The organism is Pseudomonas sp. PDM30 (assembly GCF_019218985.1).
Lineage (GTDB): Bacteria > Pseudomonadota > Gammaproteobacteria > Pseudomonadales > Pseudomonadaceae > Aquipseudomonas > Aquipseudomonas jessenii.
Map to the genome: position 1 here is coordinate 276,759 of NZ_JAHUWM010000005.1, position 23,769 is coordinate 300,527.

The following is a 23,769-nucleotide window of genomic DNA, read 5'->3' on the forward strand; positions in this document are numbered from 1 at the left end:
GAAACTATACGTCGTACGCGATGGTATCGGAAGTGCGTATAAACGCCGACGGCCAGCTCACCGGGGAAATCCCCAGTGAGCTGGCCGTGTAGTGGGTTATGCCGTCAGGACGTTGATGTCGACATCAATGTTGCCGCGTGTGGCCTTGGAGTAAGGGCAGATTGCATCGGCGTTGTGGGCCAACTCGGTTGCCACTCCCTGGTCCAGCCCCGGCACCCGCAAGGTCAGTCGGGCCTGGAGGAAGTAAGCCGCGCCGGTCTGGCCCAGGTCCACTTCAATGTCGACGGCGGTGTCGGTCGGCAGTGTCACCTTCATCTGTTGAGCGGCCAGCCCCACCGCTGCGATGTAACAGGCCGACCACGCTCCGGCGAACAGTTGCTCGGCTTTCGGGTGCGGCTGGACGGCGGTGAGCACGTGTGCCGGTGTATCGCTGCCGGGGGACGACAGCACGATATCGAGGTTGCCGTTATGACCGCGCGAGGTGTTGCCCGCGCTGTTATGAGTGGTGTGGGTTTTGCCGCTGGCCAGTACTTTTTCGATCTTGCTCATGATGATTCCCTCAGGATTACAGTGAGTTATGTTCGTGCGCGATTTTATCGCATGCGATATTAGTGATGCATCCAGGCATCACGCCGTAATCACGTTCAGGGCAACGTCGATATTGCCGCGTGTGGCTTTGGAGTAAGGGCAGATGGAGTCGGCAATGTGCGCCAGTTCGGTCGCGACATCCTGTGCCAGCCCTGGCACTCGCAGGGTCAGTCGGGCCTGAAGGAAATAGGCCAGACCAGTCTGGCCCAGGTCCACTTCGATGTCGACGGCCATATCCGTCGGCAACACGATATTGCGCTCCTGGGCCACCAGCCCCACTGCCGCGGTGTAGCAGGCAGACCAGGCACCGGCAAACAGTTGCTCGGCTTTCGGGTGCGGCTGTGTAGCGGTAAAGACGTGGGCCGGCTGGGCGGAACCCGGTGACGACAGTTCGATATCGAGGTTGCCGTTGTGACCGCCGACACCGCTGTGGGTGGTGTGGGTTTTGCCGGTTGCCAGTACTTTTTCGATCTTGCTCATGGGGACTTCCTCAGGACTTGATATTTCGTGCGATTATATCGCATGCGATACTTATGACATTTAAAAAGACAACGTTCATCAATTGGCGTGTGCAATGATCCAGTTGTTGCCGTTTTGGCCATGGGAAGCGTGAGCGGTTGAGATAAACATTGTGCGGCGGCTTCCGGTGTTCATGGCTGAGTCTCCAAACGGCAGGGGTTGTCATTACATTTAATCGCTATCGATTAGATCGTATGCGATGGATGAATATTCAACCAAAGCCCCAATGATGTCAAAGTTTATTTTGTGCCTTGCCGATGAGCGGTAGACGCGAGATCAACCTCGCTACCCTCTCCCTTGCGGAAAGGATGATGGGCTTCTCACCGTCCGGCCCTCCGGAGCCCCCGGTTACGCGCATCGGATCGCTTTCACCCATGACGATCAACGCTTTGGCGCTGAAGTGAAATGGACGTTTTTCACTCGAAAAAAAACCGGCCATTCGAGCCGGTTCTTTGATTTCCTGAGCCCCACACGCAAAAAACCCCCTCACAAGGAGGGGGTCTGATGTTTGAAAGGTTCAGACAGGTTCACCCGTCTTTTCCTGGAGTCTCGTCAGTTCAACGCAGCGCAGGAATTCCCGCAAACATCCAGGTAGATTCCTGAACCGGCGTTGCTGCGTTGCGTTTACGCGCCCACTGAGTCAGCGCCACCATCATCGCGAAGCCGAGCACGATCAACACCGGATAGGCCATCAGCAACTCGGTGAGCGAATACTTCCAGGCCAGCGGTCGACCGACACCGAGCATGGCGGCATACAACCAGGACACGCCCGACAGTGCACCAGAGAACAGAGCAAACATTCGTACATTGACCTGAAGATCAAGCAGCGAACCGGCCTTCAACATTGCAGGCAATACATAGCGGTGCAACAACATGCCGTTGAACGTCAGCAACAATACAATAATAACTTTTGCTTGAAGTTTTGGATTGGCAAAATAGGTCATGCCTTTTTCAAGGTAATCAATGCCTATTACCGCAGCTCCGGTGACCCACAAGAATATCAACGCATTGGAAACAGACTTCTGGAGACTGGCCATATGTTCATTATCGTGCCCCGACGACACGCGACCTTTCAATAAGTCCTTTACCATTGCCGCGTCGCTGGCAAACACCAGGCCAATAGCTACGCAGCAAGCCAACAGGTGAACGTACACAACGCCTAAACGCAAAAACTCCATGGATTCTTTCTGGCCGATCAGGCCGATAATTGTACTAATATCCAAGATTACATCTCCACTTATTGCGGCAGTGCAAATTGACCATGCCCCAGGCATGCGAATTAATTAATTAATTAATTGCGCCTGCACGATCAAGTTCGCATTGATTGAATCGACTAAATAATTTGGTATTACAAGAGAGAGCGACTCGCCCAGCAAGTCAGTGATGACGACATACTATCACTCCAGGTCTCAGGTAAAAAAAATCCCCATGCGCATTCCATTCAATGCAGATGAGGTATACGTCCATTTTATTAGTGAGTGCAGCGCGAACTGTCAAAGGATCCGCCTGCCGGTAAATCAGAGCGAAGCATATCAAAATCGTTCACTTTTTGAGCAGCACGCTCGACAAACGGTACTAAATCCAACACCTGGAGGTACCTGTTTTCCTGGCTGAAACCTGCATAGCTACGCTGCTGAATCGCTTCACCATGCATACCGAAAAAAAACCCGCTATTGCGCTGAACTTTCGTCGCCAGACCCGACCAATGGCGAAAATTGCCTACTGGTCACCGGCAAATTCGAGTCGCCTGAAGGGGCCGTCGACGCGTCTCGTTCGACTCAGCCACACCCACGCTGAATCGAGGTTCTTTTTGAGCGGTGCCCCAGGCTTGCTCAAGCCAGCAATTGGGTGATCCACCGGGCCTGCCGAGCGATGTCCTGCACCGTCTCCTCGGGCACGGCCTGCTGCGCCTGGGCAAAGTGGCTCAGGGTCTTCTGTTTCTGGCGCAACTTGCGCTGCCACTTGACCAGGAACGCCGGGCTGCGGGTCTGCATCTGCAACGGGCCGAAGTACAGCTCCTGGGCGGTGTAGATCACCGGCCCTGCGCGTTCGGCGACGATGATTTCGTAGTCGAAACGATTTTCCCGCAGCACTTCCTCGCAGAGGATGCGATAGCCATTGTCCATCAGCCATTGGCGCAGTGGCTGCTCGCCGCCATTGGGCTGCAGGATCAGGCGCTCCTGACCGCTCAGGTACGCCTTGCCACTGTCGAGGATGTCACGGATGGTTTCGCCGCCCATGCCGCAGATGCTGACCGCTGTAATTCCGTCTCCCGGCTCGATCGCCGCCAGGCCGTTGGCCAGGCGCACGGTGACTTGCGAGTCCAGGCCGTTCTCGCGCACGGTGCGGTTGGCCGCGTGGAACGGCGTCAAGGCCACCTCGCCGGCCACTGCCGCCGCGATGGCGCCACGGCGCATCAAGGCCACCGGCAGGTAGCCGTGATCCGAGCCGATATCGGCCAGGCGCGCACCGGCTGGCACATAGGCGGCAACGCGCTCCAGGCGCATGGACAATGTCTGTTCGTTCAACTGCGGCCCCTTTTCACCACTAACGTCCGGCGACTTGGGCCGGATCGGGGCGTGATTCTGTCGAGCAATGCCGTGCATTTCAAATTTATGTGACCAGGGTCATGGCCCTTTTCACGCAATCACTTGCGCATACACCGATCTGTCGACGTTGCCACCGGATAGAATCACCCCCACCCTTCTTCCCGACATGACTTCACGCTCCGAGATGAGCGCTGCCAACGCCGACGCACCGGCCCCTTCGGCAAGGTTATGGGTATCGGTGTAATACACGCGCATGGCTTCGGCGATCTGGTCATCGCTGACCGATACGATCCGCGCAGCACCTGCCGCGTAGACGGCAAAGGCTTCAGGAATCGGCTTGCGCACGGCAAGGCCGTCGGCAAAGGTGTTGGCCGAGGCGGTTTCGCGAATTGCGCCAGCGTCAAACGATAACTGTGCAGCCGCCGCCTCCGTGGAAACCACGCCAACCACTTCTGTTTCCAGACCCAGCGCATCGCGGGCGGCGATCACTCCGCAAATCCCCGATCCACAGCCAATCGGTACATAAACGGTATCCAGGTCCGGCGCTGCGTTGAACAGCTCCAGCGCATAAGTGGCGACGCCTTTGACCAGCTCGGTGTGAAACGGCGGAACCAGGAACAGGTCATGCGCGTGCGCCAGACGGGCCGCCTCTTCACGGGCATCATCGAAATCGCGGCCATACTCGACCACTTCAGCGCCAAAGCCGCGCATGGCGTTGTTCTTTTCTACCGAGTTACCTTCCGGCACGACGATCAACGCCTGCAAACCCAGTGTGCGAGCCGCCAGTGCCAGGCTCTGGCCATGGTTGCCGCGGGTAGCGCTGACAATGCCCTTCGCGCCCGGGTGCTCGCGCTTGAGCCAGTGCATGAACGTGATACCGCCGCGCACTTTGAAGGCACCGGTAGGCGTGTGATTTTCGTGCTTGACCCACACCGTGCAACCCAACCGCTGAGCCAGCAAGGGCCAAGGGTACTGGGCTGTGGCGGGCATGACCTGGTAAACGTGGCGAGCGGCTTGTTCGATATCGTCGCGAGTCAGTGTGTGCATGAGAGGTCCCCCTGAGGTTTTGCCCAGTCTGAACACGGGTGCCGTATTGCGGCTTTCAAAAAACCGACCTGACTTTTGTCCCTCCTCTTCACTACTATGGTGTCCATGAGTCATCGAAATCGCCCGCCGCCACCACGCTTGTCCGAACCGGTCCGTCGTATCGAGGCCGGCCCTTGGGCGATAGAATTGCTCCCCGGCTGCGCCTACGCGACCCGCTATGTCGCGACCCAGGCGGGAATCGGCTTCGCCTTCGACAGCCAGCGAGGCCTGCACGCCATCGGCAGCGACCGAATACGCCCCTTCGATGCCGTGCCCAACGGCCTGGCGTTCGTCCCCGCCGGGTGTGACGTGTTGTCCGAATCCCCCCAGGGCGGTGAATACTTGCGGGTGATTCGCACCGATGGCATGGCGTTGATGGGGGATCGTGCCTTCAACAATCGCATCGACCGGCAGGCCACCGCTCTCGCGTGGCGTATGCGTGCCGCGCTGTTGCTGTCCTCTGTGGAGGACGATTGGGAGGCCTGGGCACTGGCATTGTCCGAACGGGCGACGGGTAGCGAAGCGGTGTCGACAACACCCCATGGCTCGATAACCGGCAGCCGGATGCGCTTGCTCGATGAGTTCATTGATGCAGGCCTCGAAGACCCGTTGAGCGTACCGGCGATGGCGGGCCTGCTTGGATTGTCCGAAGGGTATTTCATGCGGGCCTTCAAAAACGCCACCGGCAAAAGCCCGCACAGCTACCTGATCGACCGACGCCTCGCCAAGGCCCGTGCCCTGATGCGCGATTCGACTGCCACCCTGACGGAAATCGCCTACGCCTGCGGTTTCAATTCCCAGGCGCACATGGCGACCACCTTCAAGCAACGCCTTGGAGTGAGTCCGGCGCAGTTGCGTCAGTCTTTGGGGTTAGAGCAGATTGAAAGCGAATCCCACGCCAAAGCTGACCTGCTCGGCGTGGCCAAAAGAAACTGAGGAACCCAGGGAATCGAACGGTGTCGCAGCGGTCCAACACGCGGCAGCACAATGGGCGCGAGACGCCCAACGTATTGCCTGCCGACCGCCTTTGCCCATGGGAGGACCCATTGCCAGCTATTTTTTTGCGTCAAGTTTTCCGGTTAGCGATCGTGCTCTTTTGTGCTGGCACCTCGTCCTCGGTTTTCGCCTGCCCGGCCGGGCAGTATCAGGTCTGCATGGTCGCTTGTTTTTGTGCTCCAGGTTCCGAAGAGGAAGCTGGAACGATCTTCGACGACATGAACCAGATGGCGGCCTCTGGATTGCAGAACTGGATTGTGCAATCGCGCAACACCGCGGCAACCGGCGATATCCGGCCAATCCCGCTGAATATCCGGGCCCAGCTCGAACCCTACTATGACATTCAAGTGCTCGATTCGGTTCGCTACAAGGTAGGCGATGATGTGGAGCTGAACGCCGCACACACCATGCTGCAGAATCCTGATGTACGTGCGGTCACCCTTATCGACATTATCGTCTTTCGAAATCCCGAAGATGCACTTAACGATGTCGCGCTGTGGGCGCATGAGTTGAAGCACGTGCAGCAGTACCAGCAATGGGGCGATCGCGAGTTCGCCACTCGTTATACCCGTGATTACGAAGCCGTCGAGGCGCCTGCCTACGAGATTCAAGCCCAGGTCGCCAGAGCGCTACGAACCAGCCAGGCTCGGGCAGAATCGCCTCGATATCCTTGAGCAAGGATCAAGCCTGGTCAGGTAACCATGAAGAGGTGGCACCGCCCCTTCTCATGCGGATTGTCTGCGCCAGGTGCCGGGGGATGTGCCGAATTGGCGTTTGAATGCGCGACTGAACGCCGCTTCGGAGTCGTAGCCAACGGCAAAGCCGATTTGCGCCACATTGCCGCGACCTTCGCGCAACTGTTGAGCCGCCACGTGCATGCGCCACAGCGTCAGGTATTGCATCGGTGGCTGTCCGACCAATGCCGTGAAGCGCTCGGCGAACACCGAGCGCGACATGCCCACCTCAAGCGCCAGGGCTTCTGCCGTCCAGCCTTCGGTTGGACGCGCATGCAATAGCGCCAGTGCGCGCCCGATATGCGGATCCCGCAACCCCGCCAGCCACCCGCGCCGCTCAGCGGGAAGGCTGGCGACATACTGGCCGACGGCTTCGACGAATAGCAGCTCCGATAGCTTGGCGATGACCGTTGTCGAACCGACGCGGCCCGCCGCGATTTCACTGACCGCAAAACGAAAGGAGCTTTCGATCCAGGTGCCCGAAGCCGTCGCGCGCAAATCCAGTTTCAATAAGGAAGGCAACGACGAAAGCAACGGACTGAAGGGTGTTTCTGAACCGAGGAACCCGCACAGCAACTGCGTGGACTCACCGCCCCCGCCGTACTTGATCCGTGATATGCCGCCGACTTCTGGCGGCTGGATGACTTCTCTGGCCGGCATGGGCGCAATGCTCAGGTCGCTGCCAAAAGAATGTGCGTCGTTGCGAGGAAGCAAAACGAGCTCGCCTGCCCCTACCTCGATGGCGGCACCACCGTCGATTTGAATTTGCATTTGCCCCGCGGCGACAAAGTGCGACGCAATGATGTGTCGAGGTGCCACCAGGAACGGCTTGCAATCATCCGCCGAGATTCTGCCGTTGATGCACCAGGGCGCAGTGAGCTCCGCCTCGAGGAAGACCCCTCCAGACAGCCGAATCACACGCAACACATCAGAAAGCGCATCCAACACTTGACCGCCCTCCTTTCCGGAGTCCGGGGCAGGTTTTCAGGCGCACCGGTCATTCACCGCCTGAACTGCGACGCCTAGATTAGCACCAACGCGGAATCAGCGATCGAAACTGTCCCCAGAGGCTTCACCCAGGGTCATTGGCTCCGACGTCAACCGAAATTGCCCCATTCCAACGCCACCAGGGCAGCAGGAGATCCATATGAACAGCGTCGTTACCCTACCCGGCTCAGCGTCAGGCAACACCGCCCGTTATGCGCAAATGGTCAGGTCATCGAAAAAGTCCGAATGGCAGATCGATCGCGATCTGCTCCAGGACCGCAGTTTCGACTTCTCGCGCAAATTCCTCCCCGACGGACTGTCGCAGGTCGACCGCCTGACCTTTCTCGATGCGACCCAGGCGCGCCTGCTCAGTCAGATCCAGGGCCGGACCTATGCGTACATCTTTGGCCTGGTCGAGCGTTTTATCAGTGCCAAGATGCTCGATCAGGGTCGGGCCCATGTATTTGACAATCAACTGGCCCTTGAAGCGCTGGTGCGTTTTTCCAACGACGAGATCAAGCACCAGGAGTTGTTTCGGCGCATGGAGACGATGATGAGTTCGAAATTGCCAGCGGGATATCGTCAGGTTGCCGATCCAAACGAGGTGGCGCGCGCGGTACTGGCGGCCAGTACCTGGTCGGTGCTGGCGCTGACCTGTCACATCGAGCTGTTTGTTCAGGCGCACTACGTGCAAAGCATCGCCCCGCGCGAGGAACTGTGCCCGTTGTTCAAGGATGTCTTCAAATTCCACTGGAAGGATGAAAGCCGGCACGTCGTACTCGATGAGCTGGAATGGCAGGACGAGCACGCGAAACTCTCGTCGGCCGAGCACGACCAGGCAGTGAATGACCTGATTGCGCTGGTAGCGGCCGTCGACGCGATCCTGCAGGCACAATCGGCAGCCGATGCCGACTACTTCATCAGTCATGCTTCACGATCGTTCAGTGTCGATGAGACCGCGCAAATCAAGGCCTGCGTACTGAGCGCCTACCGCTGGCAATACATTATCTCGGGCGTACGGCATCCACACTTCGGTCGACTGCTGACGCAGATGACAACGCCGGCACAGATGTCCAGGATTCAGACCGCTCTGGCCCCCCTCATGAGCAATTGACCGACAGCGCGCGACTGACTGCTCGTCGGTCGCGCTGCGGGACGACGTGCTGACAATGAACCATCGAGGATGGCGGCCATGACGATACCGATGTGGATGCTGCTTGGGTTTGCGACCTGGACCTTGCTGCTATTGATGGCAACCGTCGGGGTTTATCGCTGGGTCGCAATCCTGTTCTCGAGTGTTCCGATCGCCTCTTTCCGAAGCGATCGGCTCGAAGGCGAAGATTGGTATCGCCGCGGGACAAGGGCCCACGCCAACTGTGTGGAAAACCTGCCTGTGTTTGGCGTCATCGTGTTCGTGATTACAGCCCTTGATGTCAACGGCGCCGCAGTGAACTACTTGTCCACACTCGTCCTGATCGCTCGCGTGTGCCAGTCATTGGTTCACGTCTCCCATGAGCAAACCAATGCGTTCGTGGCAGTTCGGTTTGCTTTCTTTAGCGTTCAGTTGGTGTGTTTTCTCGCGCTCATTGTCATAGCCGCTTGTTATGGCATATGAATACGTGCCCGCTAATCCTCAAATCGCCCCGTGCCGTCTCGATCGCGCTCGTAGTGTCGGGTGAGTGCAAACGCCGGCAACCAGGCCTCGCGCCGCACAGTCCAGCTCTCGTAGGTTGGCGTCAGCTGGTCAGGGGCATCCAGAGATCCAAGGTTCACCTCGACTTCGTCTGCGCTGCGTGAGAACACCGACGAACCGCACTGCGGACAGAAGTGCCGCCCGGCGTAGTCACGCGTTTCGCCCTCGATTGTCACGGCATCCTGATGAAATATCGCGGACGCGTGGAACAGCGCCCCATGGTGCTTGCGGCAGTCGAGACAGTGACAAACACCAACCCGGAACGGGTGCCCCGACGCGACAAGACGCACTTTGCCGCACAAACAACCGCCGGTGAATCGGTCCATGCGGTGCCTCCTTCAGGCCGTCCGAAACGGCGTATCAGCGTGAAAACAGGAACGTCACGGCGGCGCCAAAACCGGCGCTGCAAAGGGTTAGCGTAGGCAACTGTGATCGATGTGCAATTTGTCCTGACCGTGTGTTTAACAGTTTTTGAGAGTTATTGATTCGGATTATCCCGCCGCTACGGGCAGCATTCGGCCCGCATTGACCGGCGTGCAAGCACCTGCTTTGCGTAACCGACTGGCAAATACCAGTGCCTGAAAACAAGGCGCCCGGACCAATGCCCGGGGCCAGGTCGGAACCCGAATGACAACTTTCATCACTTGAGAACCAAACATATGGGCATGTCGAATAAATGGATTGCGGGTATTGCTTTGAGCTGTGTATTTCAGGTCGGCTGTGTCTCGCAAGTCGCGCAGCAAGAGCAATACTCGGGCTTCCTGGGCAATTACCAGGGCCTGGAGGAGCAAACTACGCCAAGTGAGCAGAAAGTATTGCGCTGGGTATCGCCAGGGTTCGATCCACGCGCGTATTCCACAGTGGTGTTCAGGCAGATGGAACTGTATCCATCGCCGCAGCCGACCGCGCGCGTCAGCCTGAAAACCCTGCAAGACCTGCAATTGATGGCCAGCAACAGCGTCAAGACCGCCTTTGCCCGCCGCTATGCGATCGTCCCTTATCCACAGTTGGCGCCGACCAATTCACGGTCGCTGATCCTGCAGGCGGCGATCACTCACGTCAGCGCCAACAACGAAGGCATGCACTGGTATGAAGTCGTACCAATCGGGGCCATTGTCGGGGCGACACAAGCAGCCACCGGGCACCGGGACCAGACCGCCGAGATGTACATCGAAGCCAACCTGATCGACGCCAAAACCGGTTTGCCGGTAGCGAAGATCGTGCGCAAGGTGTTCGGCGAGACCATCAAGAATGCCAAGCAGCCGATTGTTGCCAATGACTTCAAGGTTGCACTCAAAGGCATGTCAGACGATATGCAGGCCCTGCTCCTCAAGCATTGACGTTCAAGCAAACCCCATCGCAAGCGTGAAAGTGCCTGCCGTCCACCGGCATTGGATGGCATCGCGAGCAGACCGGCATGGGGTTTCAACGTGGCGCCACGCCGCGTTTTCCCTCTGACAAACCGTTAGCCGTGCCGACGCCTGACGCGAGACTCGATGATGAAAATTCTGGCCCATACCCTGGCGATCCTGATGCTGTTGCTGAGCACCAGCGCCCTGGCGGCAACCGTGATTCCCCTCAAAGGTCAGACCTCCCAGACCATCCAGCAGGACACCAGTGCCTGCCAATCCCAGGCCAACGCGCAGCATCCGGTACAAAGCACCGTGCCCTCCGGTGGTCGGGCCAAGGGCGCCGCAACCGCTGCGGTAGCCGGTGCGACGGCGGCGGAAGTTCGGGGCCGCCAACATGAAAACGTCTATGACCAGATCGACGACGATACCCGCCAAGACTATCGCCAGAACCACGCACGCAGTGCCGCGGCTGCCGGCGTCGTCGTCGGGGGCGCCAGGCAACGCCAGGCGCGCCGGGAGAATCTGAGTGAGAGCGAACAAAGCATCACCGCCAACAACTCCGTCTACAGCAGCTGCCTGCAACAACGTGGCTACGATGTTTTGCCTTGATCGATGACGACAACGGCGTGAAGAACCAAAAAAAGCCCCGGGCCCTTCATGAAAGGACTCGGGGCAAAGTCGTAGAACGAGAGGTGAGGATCGTTGACGCCGCGACAAACAAACCGTGAACACGCAACGTTCCTCGAGATCCATTTAAATCGGTAACGTCCCTGGTTAAAAGCTAATAAGAATCAAAAATAATCTTTCACAAGCCAAGTGCACAAGAACACCATCATTGATTTGTATCCTGATAGTTCAGGCTGATACAGAAACCTGGCGCAACAGCGAGGTTAGTTCATTGAGGGGTGGCCGCGCCCCTCCCCCCCTCCTGCCCGAGCTTGCAGTTTTCGGATAGCGCAGTTAATCCATTCCAAGCATTATTCATGGTGTCCAAATCGAAAACCATGGGTCATCCAGCAATGCTTTTCCTTTGTATGATTGAACGGATACCTCTGACAGACAGGGCTGTTTGCCGAACTGCACGCCTCTGAAACGAGCCAATCCAGCATCGTAAATGCAACACACAGTGCACCTTCCGCTGGGCCCTCATCTTCGTTCACTTCCCAGACCAGAATGTACCGAGCCAAATCCGGCCCCTATACTCAGGCCAGCATCGCCTGAACGGAAGATTTCTATGAGTTACACCTTCAAGTTGAAAAATGGCGCCGTCGCGGTGTTCGACCCGGACAGCGCCATGCTTTCCATTACAACACCCCATGGAGATGTACAGAATTCCACGCTAGGTAGAGCTGAGTCGCGCCTGTTGGACCTGCTGCTCATGGAGCCAGGTGTCACTAAAAGCCGCGATGAAATCATCGACTACACCTGGAATGACCGCGTGGTTGCCTCCGGCAGTTTGAATCAAACGGTTTTCTCACTACGCAATATTCTCAATGACAGCCGGGATCACGAGATCTTGATGACTGTTCCTCGACGAGGGTATTGCTTCAACCGGCAATGTGTCGTCGATGCACAAGCAGATGTACCGGCACCCCGGGAGGAAACAACGCAGCCCCCCGCCCCCATCCCTGAGCAACTACCGCCGGCTGGTAGTGACGGGCTGCTTGCACCCTCAGGTAAAACCAATGAATCCGCGCGCATTACAAAAGCCCAGCTGATCGCTTATATCGTTACGCTGGCAGTCGTTGCCTTTACTGTTTTTCAATTCGACTTCGACGCGCCAAAAATTGAAATTTCCAGTACCGACAAGAATGGGCTGGTCATACACGCCGTAGGCAGTGATCTTGCCGAGGCGCAAGCGCTGATGGAGTTGTCGGCCAAACAAACCGAACAGCTGCCACCAAACCTGAAGGGCCAGGTCTGGATCAACCTGTATAAAGCCAATTATTCCGTTTCGTGCATCCGCCAGGATCTAAGCACTGCAAATCTACAATTGAACAGCAGCGAAAGGGACCTCGCCTTGATGATTCGTCAATGTCTGGAAGTCACTTTATGAAATTTGAAATTTCGCAAGCGGTTCACTGGCCTCTTATAGGCTTGATCAATGCACTGTGCATTTTCTCTTTCGTTTACTCACCTTCGCACTACATGGAAAATATCAGTTACCAGACAAAATCCCGACAATGGCTGGAAGATCTCAACCAACTCAACACCGAAGAGTACCTCACTATCGGGCATGGCAGGCTCACGGGGACCACGCTGGAAAGCCTGAATGGGAAAATCCGCAACGCGACCATCTCAGCGAACATAATCGGAGAAACCAATAAACACGTCGAGATCAAAGTCAGCAACATCAAGCTCAGCCAGGACAATGAACTTTTTGCCATTGAAAAGACCCCTGACTTGTTCTTTAGACGTCAATACGTCTTGCAAGAAGGCGCCATTCTGAACTACGAGTTGATCCCGACCCAGGATAAAAACGCGGTGTGTTTTTACATCCATGAACTTGGCCGTTTGCGCTGCATGAACCATTAATCGGCCTCCCGAACGGGCTCGACACCCGTCTGGCAAAGGTTCACATCAAAGAATTTTCAAACAAAAATAATACTTATTGATTTGAATCAAACGTCTCCCCCGCCAAAAATCCCTCCTCGATAATCCATGGAATCGAGCCCGCTTGATTCTCGTCCGGGACAATGCCCTACAGAGGGAATCAAGTGAACGCCATGCATTTCCTGCGAGCCCATAAATCGACGACTTTCAAATTCCTGGGGGTCTTGTTTCTGTCTGCCATTCCACTTTATTCGTTGGCGCACGACGAGCACTCCGTCGAAAGCACGACCATTGAATATTATGAGGTTGAAACAAGCCCGGATGACAGCCAGAAACTATCGCATCTGAAGATTTACAGTGAGAATGAGTATCATACAGACGAGCAGAGCAGTGATTCTACTCTCCCCGCCCCACCACAAAGTGACACAGGCATGAGCTACGCCAGTTCGCTCATACTTCTATGAGGGGCGGGCAAACGCTGACTGGCCTCTTCTGACGACCTGGCAAATATGAGTTATTGACTTTGGCAGGCACCATCGAAGTGAGATTATTTGCAGCCCAAGTCGTGGCAGAGATGCAGCTGACATTCTGCGCTGCCTGAATAAACTGTTAATAAGGAATCGCCTCGATGCTACTGAAAAACTTCGTCACCGTGTCGTTTGGTTTATTGCTTTCTCTCAAGGCCATGGCCGACGACAAGGGTGTCTACAGTGCCAAATTGACGAGTGTCGAAACCAACAAAAAGGCCCCAACTACTGTGAAAACTGGCTATCAGGTAAAAAACGGTTATCGTATTGACGACTTTTACGCCTTTACAGCAGCAGCCATTGACCCGATGAAACCCCAATCGCAGATCTTCAGTTCGAAAATCGATCCGCGCAACGTTCAACACATGGACGACTCACCGTTGGACAGCAAGTACGCATTTTCGGCGGAACTGGAACTGATCCGGGGACTCTGAAAACCCGTTCAAAGCCAATGACAGTGGGGTCGATTTCACCGACAGCGAGAACGCCCAATCGCGCATCTTCTCCATGACTGCCCGTCAGGCTTGACCCTTATCATTTAACAGATGAGCCTTCAATTTCATGAGTATCGCACCGCCCGACGAGATCTTTCATTTGTCCTCTGCCTTGCCGAGCCAACTGAATAGAACAATAGGCAAATGGGAAATGAGCCTTATTCCGACCGAGCATGAAGCGCGCATTCGGCAACACAAACTCTTTCACAGTCCGCAACTGCAGTGCAGTCGCCTTGAGTTCGACTCATCCGTGACGCTGGTCAGTTCTGTCCCTGCCGGATTCGTGACATTCGCCATCTCCCAGGCACCGATTGGCCGACCCGTCGTAAACAATCAAAAACTACGGCCTGACGAAGTCATCGTACTGCACAGTGATGAATCGGTGCATTACACCTGCGAACCGAATGAAACACTTTTCACCATCACCACGACACTGGAAAACTATGAGCGGTGCCGCCAACATCACTCTGTCATAGATATCCTTGCGAACAGAACACAACACCGCTTCCAGGCTGAAAACTTTCAATTCATACAATCGGCCATTCAAGCCATCAGCGCTTGCTGTGTCGACATCAACGACGCAGCTTCAGCACAGCGCAGCGAAACAGAGGGTTCGGCGATTGAAAGTGCGGTACTCGCTTCTCTGTTGCAGTCGTTGACGCCCGCTGGCCGCTTCAGCCGCAAAGTTCCGACAAGAAGAAAGGTGGCGATACAAGCCATACAGTACATTCATGAAAACACAAAAAAAACGCTCACTATAAAATCGCTGGTAAGGCAACTGGAAACCACCACACGCACTTTGCATTTTGGCTTTATTGAAACGTTCGGGATATCGCCAATCGCTTATATCAGAAACTTGAGACTCGCAAGCGCCCGTCGCGACCTGATCAATAAAACGTGGCCTACCGTCACAGAAACCGCGATGTTTTGGAATTTTCACCATCTGGGCCGGTTTTCCAAGGCCTATCAACTGGCTTACGGAGAGACGCCGTCGGAAACGGCCAAGCGCAACTCGGCCAGGCCAAGGAACACGACAACATCTGTTTACAACCAGGTCGTCGGGGATAGAAATTATCGTTAACAGGTGTTTATCAAAGCCCCGAAAATGATGATTAATGATTTCCCTTGATTAACCACAAGTTTCCACAATTGCTTATTTGCCTACTCAAGGAGATAAGCATGCATCATCGAATAAACACACTGCCACTCAAGCAGAAAATCGCACTGTGTATTACCGTCTATGTCAGCGGCATCTTGTTGGCTTGGGTAATTGACTGGTACTGAAGTCGCTTAATCCGTGACGACAGAAAGCACAGTGAATTAATGATACCTCGGAGTTTTTCGATGGTTGCCGCATATAAAGCGTTACTTGGAAGGCACGCAGTCACTGTATGTCTGATTGCTGCCGCAGGTTGGGCCGCATGGTTCTGTGCTGGAGGGCTGGCGGATCAATTCGTTGCACGGAAGTTGAATAACGTTTATGCCGATCTGCGTGCTGCTCAAGTGGAGCCCAATGCGCAGATCGACAAAGTACTGGAAACCCTCGGCGATCTCGATCGCTCGGGTCAGGAATGCTCCATAGAGCAATACTCACAACTGGCTGACCTGGTCAAGAACCTGCGATTTGTTGATCAAGCGGCAATCCAGTTGCCCAATGGCAAGATCTGTTCCTCCTACGGACAAGCACCTCCCTCGATACTGGCCGATAGCGACAAGCGCAAGTTTTCCGTTGGAAAGCGAACCTACTGGGTGGATGCTGGCCACACGGTTTCTGCGGACTCCGATTTTATCATTGTGTCGGAACAGTCAACCTACGTCTGGGCAAACAAGAAGCTCCTGCTCGACAACTTGAAGTTTCCCAGGGACCTGCAACTGGACCTCATCGGCCCCGGCGGCGCAGTGCCCATTGCCTCTACGGGCCACAAACCGCTGACGGTGCAGAAACCGTTCCACCTGGAAGAACTGGTTACCTCAGCAGACAAGGTCCTCATCGCCTTTGCGGGCAACCGAAATGAACTGATCTCGGTCATTTCTCTTCCGTTGAGCTACCTGACGAGTCTCAAATTCAAATTATTCATTGGCCTTGTCTGCGTGTTCGCAGCGCTGTTTTTGCTCGCATGGTGTGTCAAACGGCATTACACCTCTACCGCCGTACGGCTTCGCAATGCCCTGAAAGCCAACAGGCTGGATGTTCACTACCAGCCTATCGTCAACCTGACGACGGGCTATCTGGTGGGCGCTGAATCACTTTCTCGCTGGAACGACAACGGCACCCAAGTGCCTGCGGATGTTTTCATTGCGGTGGCGGAAAAATCCGACTTGATCCGCATACTTACGCGTTCGGTGATTCGACAAGTGGCGGAGGATTACAGCACCTACCTTTGGGCGTGCAAGGACTTCTACATTACGGTCAATCTTTGCGCTCAGGATATTCAGGACCCAAGTTTTCCAGACTATGTGGCCAGCGTGCTGGCAACCTACAACATGCCAGTGTCCGCCATGGCTTTTGAAATCACCGAAAGGACCCTGATCGATCAGAAGCCTGCCGCCCTGCAATTGCGACGGCTTCGTGCGTGCGGACATCGCATTGCCGTGGACGACTTCGGTATCGGCTATTCCAACCTCTCGCTCCTCGATTCAGTGCCTTTCGACATTCTGAAATTAGATCGCTCATTCATCGCCGACGACAAGATCGCGGCCAAGGATGCCTTGTGGCGCCACATTGCCCAGTTGGCCAGGTCGCTGAGACTCAAGGTCGTGGCCGAAGGTGTCGAGACTCAGGAGCAACTGCCGCATCTGGTCTCGGAGGGGGTTCTATTGGCGCAAGGCTGGTTGTTCTCCAAAGCGCTGCCAATTCAAGCATTGGCAAGACGCTACTTTCAATGTCCGGAAAACATCCCGCCTTACGACTCAAAAATATCAATCAATGATTTTTATTAACCCTTCATGGCCCCTCAAATGCTCGCCGAACCCTAACACCAGACAAACCTGAACAAGGACTCCACCACCCATGCTACTTCGAAACCTTGGCTTCGCTTCACTGCTATCGCTGCTGTCTTTTCAGGCGCTCGCTGATGACAAAGGTTTATATCTTGGAGCTGGCGTAAGCAGCATACAGACCGACGAATCCAGATTGGACGACGACGACACCAGCTACAAGGTTTATGCCGGGTATCGCGTCAATAGCTACCTGGCCTTCGAGGGGGCCTACGTCGACCTGGGTCAATTCAAGGACAAGAATGTCGATTTCGATGGTAAATCGGCTCAGGCTGCCGCCCATGTCGGCTTTCCGCTGGGCGATCGGTTGCGGGTATTCGGCAGTGTCGGTGCTCACGCCTGGGACGCCGACGGCAATGCCACCGACGACGATACCGGGGTTGACCTGACCTACGGCGTCGGCGTCGAGTTCGATGTCTTTCGCAACATCGGCCTGCGCGCTGAATACGAAGTTCTGGAGGTCGGAGAGATCGACCTGAATCAGACGACTGCATCCGCCTACATGCTTTTCTGACACCGCTACAACTGAGCGGCCTCCCCCGGGTCGCTCATCGCCCCTTGCACAATGTTCGTCTTCGCCCTACCTACCCCACCCTGCCATTACTTCAACGTCTCCTTCGATTCCTGCGCAGGTGCCATGTACCACTTGTCCCTGGGCACCCATTTCTCCTGTGGCGGATCGCCCAGATAGTGCGGCGACATGATCTGCACACCGTACTCATTGAACACGTCCTGGATGTTGGCGTGCAGCATGCTCAACAGCACGGCGCGCGGTCGAGGCTGGCTGGGTATGGCCTGGGCCACCAGCCGGTATTCCGGGTAGAAGTCCGACAATGCCGTCTGGAACACCTGCGGCGGTGGGGTTTCGAGGACGCCGGGCGTGCGTCTGGCGGCTTCCAGCAACATCCCTTCGACCTGCCGCCAGGGGGTGTCATAGCCAATGGTGACTACGGTGTCGACCACATAACCGGGGCCTTGTACGACCCGTGAGTAGTTCTTGGTGACCGTGCCGGTGATCATCGAGTTGGGCAGGGTCAGCACTTCGCCCAGGCCGGTACGGATGCTCGTGGTGAACATGCCCAGTTCAGTGACCGTCCCTTCGTGCTCGCCAATGCGCACGAACTCACCGGGACGCAGGGTTCGGGTGTACGTCAGGATCAATCCGGCCGCCGCCTGCCCGACGACGCTGGAAGCACCCAGGGAGATCATCAGGCCGACCAGCACCGACAAGCCTTTGAACGCATCGGTACCGGCACCCGGCAAGTAGGGATAAGCCATGGCCAGGGCAAACAACCAGATCGCCAGCGAAGTCAGGCGCTGAGTCGGTTTCAGGGTTTCGTGGTTCAGCCAGTTGAAGGTGCCGGGCGTGGCCATGCGCCGCAGTATCCGGCGAGAGAACGCTGTCGCGCCACGGGCAATGAAAAAGATCGCCAGCGCCACGCCGAGCCCGGGGATGGCCCCTAGAATCCCTTGCAGCAAATAGTCGGCGACTTCCAGCAGATAGTTGTTAAGGCTTTCACCCCAAGGCCGGGTATAGGGAAACCGCGACAGGACAAACCCCAACCACTCGTAAGAGAGCAGCAGCACGATGACCCAGCGCAGCAACTCCAGCACGCGGCTGACCAATGGATACAGGAAGTTGGCGTCGATCAGCGGAACCTTTCCGACTTTCAGCGCCTGGGTGTGCCGATGCATCAGTTCAGGCAGTTTCTGCAGCACTCTGCGCCGCAGGTACGACATGCCGAACAGCAGCGCGATGTAAATGCCGGTGGCCAGCAACGCGGCGACGACGGAACGCAGGATCAACTGCAGGCTACGGGCTTCCCGGGTTTCAGCCACGACCTGGCGCAGCCTGTCGGCCGCGGCTTCGGCGGCCAGTTGCACCGAGTCGAATTCGGTCTCGTCGAAATCCTTGGGCGAAACGATAAAAGCACGGCGAGACCCCAGCAGCACCATGTAGCTTTTCATGATCGGGTCGAGGGTGACATTGAGGTCGTCGGCGTCATCCAGCGCCTCACCGATCACCGCTTTCGCCCGTTTGACCCGCGAGGCCGGGGCTTCACCGAGGATGGTCGCGCGAAACACCATGATGCTGCGGTTGGCCACTTTCAATTCAACGGGAGCATCGACCACTTTCGGGGCGTCTTCAGCCCACAGTTGCACCGACCAAAACATCCCGAAAACAGTAAACAATACAGTGAGCAGCCTGCTCCGCATGTGTCAGATCCTTACGTCACGAAATTCAAATTCAGAGTACGTATCGCAGCGTAGTTCACCGATGAACGGTTGTCAGATTGGAGCTACAGGCCGTTTCCTTATCCGTCTGTTTTTTTGAAACAGCGAGCTCAAGCCCCGGAAATTGTGCTCTTGACCGAATTCTTGAAACACTGAAGATCCCTGTGGGAGCGAGCCTGCTCGCGATAGCGATAGGTCAGACACCGGGATGTCGAATGTGCCGCCGCCATCGCGAGCAAGCTCGCTCCCACAGTGTGTTCCATACCTGATTCAAGGATTGACCTGATAACCCTTGCCTTGCAAACAGCTGGTGTAGGCCGTCGTGGTGTTCGCCTGCGTGGTTTTCGATTGCTCCCGGCGTTCCTGGCGCTGACGTGAAGCACCGACCACGGCGCCGGCCGCCGCCGTCTCCTTGGCGCGGTTCTGGCGATAGTCCTGTTTCCTGTCATCGTCGACACGATCATAAGCTTCGTCATGCTGATTGCCGCGCACCTGGGCCCCGACCGCGCCGGCGGCGGCCCCGGCAGCAGCACCCTTGATCCTCCCGCCGGAAGGCGTGGAAGCCGTCGAGGCGCTCTGGCTAGCGGCGATGCTGTTGCATTCGTTGATGTCGGCCTGGGTTTGTTGCGAACTTTGCCCTTTCATCGGCACCACCGATTGCGCCCAACCCGGGGCACTCAAAATCGACAATGCGATACACAGGCTGACCGGTGAAAATCGTTTCATGATGACCTCCGACAGGCTTGCCACAACGGGCAAGCCTTTGGGTCGACTGGCGGGCGGCAAGCGGCGCCATGCGTCGCCTGCCGATCGGGTGGAGCACCTGAAAAGTGTAGTTCAACGGCCCCGAACAGAAGGACTTCCGTACAAGCGGTGGACGTTGTGCAGGAGCGAGCCTGCTCGCGATGGCGGTGTATCAGGCACATAAATGTCGAATGTACGGCCGATATCGCGAGCAGGCTCGCTCCTGCAGGTCTATTGGTGATCTGCGGATGTGCGGTTACTCAGCCGGATCGAGCCGATCCAGCGCCCGATTCACTGCCAATACCAAACGAGGGGTGGTGGCCATACGCAGGTTGGTAGACCGGCCCAGGAACCCGGCGCATCCGAAGACGCCCTACGCAGGCTGCAGAATACCTGGCACACACCAAAAACCTGTGGGAGCGAGCTTGCTCGCGATGGCGGTGGCTCAGTCAACATAGATGTTGAAGCTGATGTCCTCATCGCGAGCAAGCTCGCTCCCACAGGGTTTAGGGTGTTAATCAGGCATTGGTTGTCAGCGGATAGAGCTTGTCATCAAACTCCGCCAACTTCGGAAACACCAGCGGCTGATCATCGCTCAGATGCTGCAGTCGCTGCCCGTAATCCACCAGAAACTGCTGGCGCGCCTCGTCACTGATGTACGGCACATGCCAGGCCACGAACGGCTCCAGCACATCAAAACCAACATAAGCCAGGGTGCCACGCAGGATCGGCCGCAGCATGTCCTCCAGCGGACCGTGAATCGCACCTTCGCCGAACATGTGTTCACGCCCGCCCAGGGTCACGGTCACCAGCGCTTTCTTGCCGGCCAGGCCGCCCTGATCGTAGAAACGCTTGCCGCCATAGCAGATGCCCGACACCAGCACCCGGTCGATCCAGCCCTTGAGCATGGCCGGGGTGGAGAACCAGAAGATCGGGAAGTTGAGGATCAGCAGGTCGGCCCACAGCAGTTTGTCCAGCTCAGCCTGGATGTCCGCCGCCAGCGACTGGCTCTTCACGCCCAGGCGTTGTTCCAGGGCATAGACCAGGTATTCGGGGTTTTCCCGATTCGAGAAGTCCGCGTCGCTGGCCACCGGGTTCCAGTTCATTTTGTACAGGTCACTGACCTGCACTTCGTGGCCCTGGGCTTCAAGCGTGGCGACAGCCTGGTCCCGCAGGGCGGCGGTGAAGGATTGCGGCTCCGGGTGAGCGTGGACGATCAGTACTTTCATGGTGGTTCCTTAGACTTGTTCCAGCGTATCGGTTGAAGGTGTGGAAGCGCGCGTGGCCAGCAACCGGTCGAGCCAGTCGGGGTCCATTTGCGGTTCGGAAGAAAACAGCAGCCCGGTGTAGTCCTGATGCGGCGGGGTGAAGATCTGGCTGCGCGAGCCGTGGTCCACCACCCTGCCCCGTTGCATCACCAATACCTCATCGGCGATCGCCCGCACAGTAGCAACATCATGGGTGATGAACAGATAGCCGACACCCAGTTGCTGCTGGATGCGGTTGAGCAATTTCAGTACGCCTTCAGCCACCAGTTGGTCGAGGGCCGAGGTCACTTCATCGCAGATGATCAGTTGCGGTTCGGCCGCCAGGGCTCTGGCGATGCAGATGCGTTGCTTCTGTCCGCCGGACAGCTCCCGGGGCTGACGATCCATGAATGTCGCGGGGTCGAGTTCGATCATCTCCAGCAGTTCGGCAACCCGGGCGCGCATGGCTTTACCCTTGAGGCCCAGATAAAACGTCAGCGGCCGGCCGATGATGTCGACGATGCGCTGACGCGGATTCAGCGCGGTGTCGGGGATCTGGTAGATCATCTGGATGCGCCGCAGTTGCTCCTTGCTGCGCTGGCGAAAGTCCGCCGGCAAGGGTTCGCCGTCGTACAGCACCTGGCCGTAGGTCGGTGGCAGCAAACCGGTGATCAACCGCGCGGTGGAGCTTTTGCCGCTGCCTGACTCGCCGATCACCGCCAGGGTCTGACCACGGTAGAGCTTGAGGGAAACGTCGTGCAGCACCGGTTGCTGGCCATAACTGGCGCAACTGTTGCGCAGTTCCAACAGCGGTTGTTCCTGCTGCGGACAGGCCTTGGGTTCGGTGCGGAAACTGCGCACCGCCCACAACGACTTGGTGTAGTCCTCCTGCGGGTCACCGAGCATCTGCCGGGTTTCGGCCTCTTCCACCAGCTTGCCGTGACGCAGCACCATGATGCGGTCGGCCATCTGCGCCACCACCGCCAGGTCGTGGCTGATGTAGATCGCCGCGCTGCCATAGGTCGCGACTGCGTCACGAATGGCTGCCAGCACCTCGATCTGGGTGGTGACGTCCAGCGCGGTGGTCGGTTCGTCGAAGATGATCAGGTCCGGATGGCAGGCCATCGCCATGGCGGTCATGACCCGCTGCAACTGGCCACCGGAGACTTGATGCGGATAGCGCTGGCCGATGGTTTCGGGATTGGGCAAGCGCAGTACCCGGTACAACTCCACCGCCTCGCGCATGGCCTGCTCACGGCTCATGCCGCCGTTTTTCACAGCGGTTTCGACGTGCTGGTCGATCAGGCGATGGGCCGGGTTGAACGAGGCTGCCGCGCTCTGTGCCACATAGGCAATACGCAGCCCCCGCAGTTTACGCAGGGCTTCAGGTTTGGCGTTGAGCAAGTCGATGCCGTCGAAGTGCACCGAGCCACCGGTGATCCGGCAGCCGTCGCGGGTGTAGCCCATGGCCGACAGGCCGAGGGTCGACTTGCCCGCGCCGGACTCGCCGATCAGCCCCAGCACCTCGCCCCGTTGCAGGGTCAGGTCGATGCCCTTGATCAGCGGATGCCAGGCATCTTCGTAGTGGCCTTCGATGTGCAGGTTGCGGATTTCCAGCAAAGGTTTTGAGGTCGTCATGTTCAGCATTCCTTGAGGCCGCTGGATTTGTGCAGCATCCAGTCGACGACGAAATTGACGCTGACTGTGATCAAGGCCACGGCCAGGGCGGGCAGCAACGGGCTGATGTCGCCAAAGGTGATCAGCACCGCGTTGTCGCGCACCATGCTGCCCCAGTCGGCGGTGGGCGGCTGGATGCCCAGGCCGAGGAACGACAGCGCACTGATGAACAGGAACACGAAGCAGAAACGCAGGCCGAACTCGGCAATCAGCGGTGCCGCCGCGTTCGGCAACACCTCGCGGGTCACCAGCCACCACAGGCCTTCACCGCGCAGGCGTGCGGCTTCGACGAAATCCTGCACCACCACGTTCATCGCCACAGCACGAGACAGCCGAAACACCCGGGTCGCATCCAGCAGCGCAATCACCAGCACCAGCGACGTCGCCGTGGTGCCGACCACGCTGAGAATCAGCAAGGCAAAGATCAGTTGCGGAATGGCCATCAGGATGTCCACCACCCGGGACAATCCCTGATCGACCCAACCGCCCTTGATCGCTGCGATCAGGCCGCTCAAGCCACCGAGCAGAAACGCCAGGACGGTGGTGAGGAAGGCAATGCCCAGAGTGTTGCGCGCGCCATAGACCAGGCGGCTGAACATGTCGCGCCCGAGGTTATCGGTGCCCAACAGGAACTGCCCGCCCCAGGGGGCAAAACCCTCGCCCACCACCTGGGTTTCGCCGAACGGTGCCAATACCGGCGCGAACACCGCCACCAGCACGTACAGCAGGATCATCAACAAACCGAACTTGGCGCTCAGGGGCGCCTGCCACACTTGTTTTAACAGGCTCAT

Annotated in this window: 25 protein-coding genes; 12 read left to right on the forward strand and 13 right to left on the reverse strand. The window is 57.2% G+C overall.

Features of this window, described 5'->3' with window-relative positions; translation table 11 throughout:
* Positions 1 to 96 precede the first annotated feature (96 nt).
* The 6 genes from KW840_RS14705 to KW840_RS14730 form a co-directional block, all read right to left on the reverse strand.
* Positions 97 to 549: an Ohr family peroxiredoxin gene (locus tag KW840_RS14705; protein ID WP_057714894.1), complete on the reverse strand. Its 453-nt coding sequence runs from the start codon at positions 547 to 549 to the stop codon at positions 97 to 99.
* Between the two features lie 78 nt (positions 550 to 627).
* The gene (locus KW840_RS14710; protein WP_218495904.1) at positions 628 to 1,068 is read right to left on the reverse strand and encodes an Ohr family peroxiredoxin; all 441 of its coding nucleotides are present in this window, start codon (positions 1,066 to 1,068) and stop codon (positions 628 to 630) included.
* A gap of 271 nt (positions 1,069 to 1,339) precedes the next feature.
* Complete coding sequence (locus tag KW840_RS14715; protein ID WP_057714895.1) at positions 1,340 to 1,546, reverse strand: hypothetical protein; 207 nt, start codon at positions 1,544 to 1,546, stop codon at positions 1,340 to 1,342.
* 118 nt (positions 1,547 to 1,664) lie between these two features.
* Positions 1,665 to 2,285, reverse strand: coding sequence for a hypothetical protein (locus KW840_RS14720; protein ID WP_218496084.1), 621 nt, complete (start codon positions 2,283 to 2,285; stop codon positions 1,665 to 1,667).
* 654 nt (positions 2,286 to 2,939) lie between these two features.
* Positions 2,940 to 3,635, reverse strand: a complete 696-nt coding sequence (locus KW840_RS14725) for a tRNA (adenine(22)-N(1))-methyltransferase TrmK (RefSeq protein WP_305729777.1) — start codon at positions 3,633 to 3,635, stop codon at positions 2,940 to 2,942.
* Positions 3,636 to 3,746: 111 nt separating this feature from the next.
* Positions 3,747 to 4,703, reverse strand: coding sequence for a threonine dehydratase (locus KW840_RS14730; protein WP_218495906.1), 957 nt, complete (start codon positions 4,701 to 4,703; stop codon positions 3,747 to 3,749).
* Positions 4,704 to 4,799: 96 nt separating this feature from the next.
* On the opposite strand from KW840_RS14730, the gene KW840_RS14735 reads away from it, so the two are divergent.
* The gene (locus KW840_RS14735; protein WP_223508009.1) at positions 4,800 to 5,678 is read left to right on the forward strand and encodes an AraC family transcriptional regulator; all 879 of its coding nucleotides are present in this window, start codon (positions 4,800 to 4,802) and stop codon (positions 5,676 to 5,678) included.
* Between the two features lie 119 nt (positions 5,679 to 5,797).
* A complete protein-coding gene (locus KW840_RS14740) occupies positions 5,798 to 6,412 on the forward strand; it encodes a DUF4157 domain-containing protein (protein ID WP_371318469.1) in 615 nt (204 codons plus the stop codon).
* A 51-nt stretch (positions 6,413 to 6,463) separates the two neighbouring features.
* On the opposite strand, the gene KW840_RS14745 is transcribed toward KW840_RS14740, so the two are convergent.
* Positions 6,464 to 7,420 carry an AraC family transcriptional regulator gene (locus tag KW840_RS14745; protein WP_218495918.1) on the reverse strand — a complete coding sequence of 319 codons (957 nt, stop codon included), beginning with the start codon at positions 7,418 to 7,420 and terminating at the stop codon, positions 6,464 to 6,466.
* A gap of 199 nt (positions 7,421 to 7,619) precedes the next feature.
* On the opposite strand from KW840_RS14745, the gene KW840_RS14750 reads away from it, so the two are divergent.
* Together KW840_RS14750 and KW840_RS14755 are read left to right on the forward strand one after the other, a co-directional pair.
* Positions 7,620 to 8,573, forward strand: coding sequence for a diiron oxygenase (locus tag KW840_RS14750; RefSeq protein ID WP_218495921.1), 954 nt, complete (start codon positions 7,620 to 7,622; stop codon positions 8,571 to 8,573).
* A gap of 78 nt (positions 8,574 to 8,651) precedes the next feature.
* Positions 8,652 to 9,074, forward strand: a complete 423-nt coding sequence (locus KW840_RS14755; protein ID WP_057716609.1) for an MAPEG family protein — start codon at positions 8,652 to 8,654, stop codon at positions 9,072 to 9,074.
* Positions 9,075 to 9,085: 11 nt separating this feature from the next.
* On the opposite strand, the gene KW840_RS14760 is transcribed toward KW840_RS14755, so the two are convergent.
* Positions 9,086 to 9,478, reverse strand: a complete 393-nt coding sequence (locus KW840_RS14760) for a GFA family protein (RefSeq protein WP_218495922.1) — start codon at positions 9,476 to 9,478, stop codon at positions 9,086 to 9,088.
* A 333-nt stretch (positions 9,479 to 9,811) separates the two neighbouring features.
* Here KW840_RS14760 and KW840_RS14765 point away from each other — a divergent pair, with 333 nt between their 5' ends.
* The 8 genes from KW840_RS14765 (at position 9,812) to KW840_RS14800 (ending at position 17,589) form a co-directional block, all read left to right on the forward strand.
* On the forward strand, positions 9,812 to 10,492 hold the full coding sequence (locus tag KW840_RS14765) for a DUF3313 domain-containing protein (protein ID WP_057714902.1): 681 nt from the start codon (positions 9,812 to 9,814) through the stop codon (positions 10,490 to 10,492).
* A gap of 159 nt (positions 10,493 to 10,651) precedes the next feature.
* Positions 10,652 to 11,113 (forward strand): hypothetical protein, encoded by a 462-nt coding sequence (locus KW840_RS14770; protein ID WP_154946491.1) that lies wholly within the window; start codon positions 10,652 to 10,654, stop codon positions 11,111 to 11,113.
* Between the two features lie 625 nt (positions 11,114 to 11,738).
* Positions 11,739 to 12,560 (forward strand): transcriptional regulator, encoded by an 822-nt coding sequence (locus KW840_RS14775; RefSeq protein ID WP_218495923.1) that lies wholly within the window; start codon positions 11,739 to 11,741, stop codon positions 12,558 to 12,560.
* Positions 12,557 to 13,039 carry a hypothetical protein gene (locus tag KW840_RS14780; protein WP_057714905.1) on the forward strand — a complete coding sequence of 161 codons (483 nt, stop codon included), beginning with the start codon at positions 12,557 to 12,559 and terminating at the stop codon, positions 13,037 to 13,039. The genes KW840_RS14775 and KW840_RS14780 overlap by 4 nt, the downstream gene beginning before the upstream one ends.
* 646 nt (positions 13,040 to 13,685) lie before the next feature.
* A complete protein-coding gene (locus tag KW840_RS14785; protein WP_057714906.1) occupies positions 13,686 to 14,018 on the forward strand; it encodes a hypothetical protein in 333 nt (110 codons plus the stop codon).
* 127 nt (positions 14,019 to 14,145) lie between these two features.
* Positions 14,146 to 15,159 carry a helix-turn-helix domain-containing protein gene (locus tag KW840_RS14790; RefSeq protein ID WP_218495924.1) on the forward strand — a complete coding sequence of 338 codons (1,014 nt, stop codon included), beginning with the start codon at positions 14,146 to 14,148 and terminating at the stop codon, positions 15,157 to 15,159.
* A 263-nt stretch (positions 15,160 to 15,422) separates the two neighbouring features.
* The gene (locus KW840_RS14795) at positions 15,423 to 17,018 is read left to right on the forward strand and encodes an EAL domain-containing protein (protein ID WP_218495925.1); all 1,596 of its coding nucleotides are present in this window, start codon (positions 15,423 to 15,425) and stop codon (positions 17,016 to 17,018) included.
* Between the two features lie 70 nt (positions 17,019 to 17,088).
* Positions 17,089 to 17,589: an outer membrane beta-barrel protein gene (locus KW840_RS14800; RefSeq protein WP_057714909.1), complete on the forward strand. Its 501-nt coding sequence runs from the start codon at positions 17,089 to 17,091 to the stop codon at positions 17,587 to 17,589.
* 86 nt (positions 17,590 to 17,675) lie between these two features.
* Here KW840_RS14800 and KW840_RS14805 read toward each other — a convergent pair whose 3' ends face one another.
* The 5 genes from KW840_RS14805 to KW840_RS14825 all read right to left on the reverse strand — a co-directional run bounded on the left by KW840_RS14805 (position 17,676) and on the right by KW840_RS14825 (position 23,769).
* Positions 17,676 to 19,292 (reverse strand): mechanosensitive ion channel family protein, encoded by a 1,617-nt coding sequence (locus tag KW840_RS14805; protein ID WP_218495926.1) that lies wholly within the window; start codon positions 19,290 to 19,292, stop codon positions 17,676 to 17,678.
* Positions 19,293 to 19,580: 288 nt separating this feature from the next.
* Positions 19,581 to 20,036 (reverse strand): YMGG-like glycine zipper-containing protein, encoded by a 456-nt coding sequence (locus tag KW840_RS14810; RefSeq protein ID WP_057714911.1) that lies wholly within the window; start codon positions 20,034 to 20,036, stop codon positions 19,581 to 19,583.
* A 536-nt stretch (positions 20,037 to 20,572) separates the two neighbouring features.
* A complete protein-coding gene (locus KW840_RS14815) occupies positions 20,573 to 21,283 on the reverse strand; it encodes an NAD(P)H-dependent oxidoreductase (protein ID WP_057714912.1) in 711 nt (236 codons plus the stop codon).
* 9 nt (positions 21,284 to 21,292) lie between these two features.
* Complete coding sequence (locus KW840_RS14820) at positions 21,293 to 22,939, reverse strand: ABC transporter ATP-binding protein (protein WP_102669585.1); 1,647 nt, start codon at positions 22,937 to 22,939, stop codon at positions 21,293 to 21,295.
* 2 nt (positions 22,940 to 22,941) lie between these two features.
* Positions 22,942 to 23,769 (reverse strand): ABC transporter permease, encoded by an 828-nt coding sequence (locus tag KW840_RS14825; protein WP_057714914.1) that lies wholly within the window; start codon positions 23,767 to 23,769, stop codon positions 22,942 to 22,944.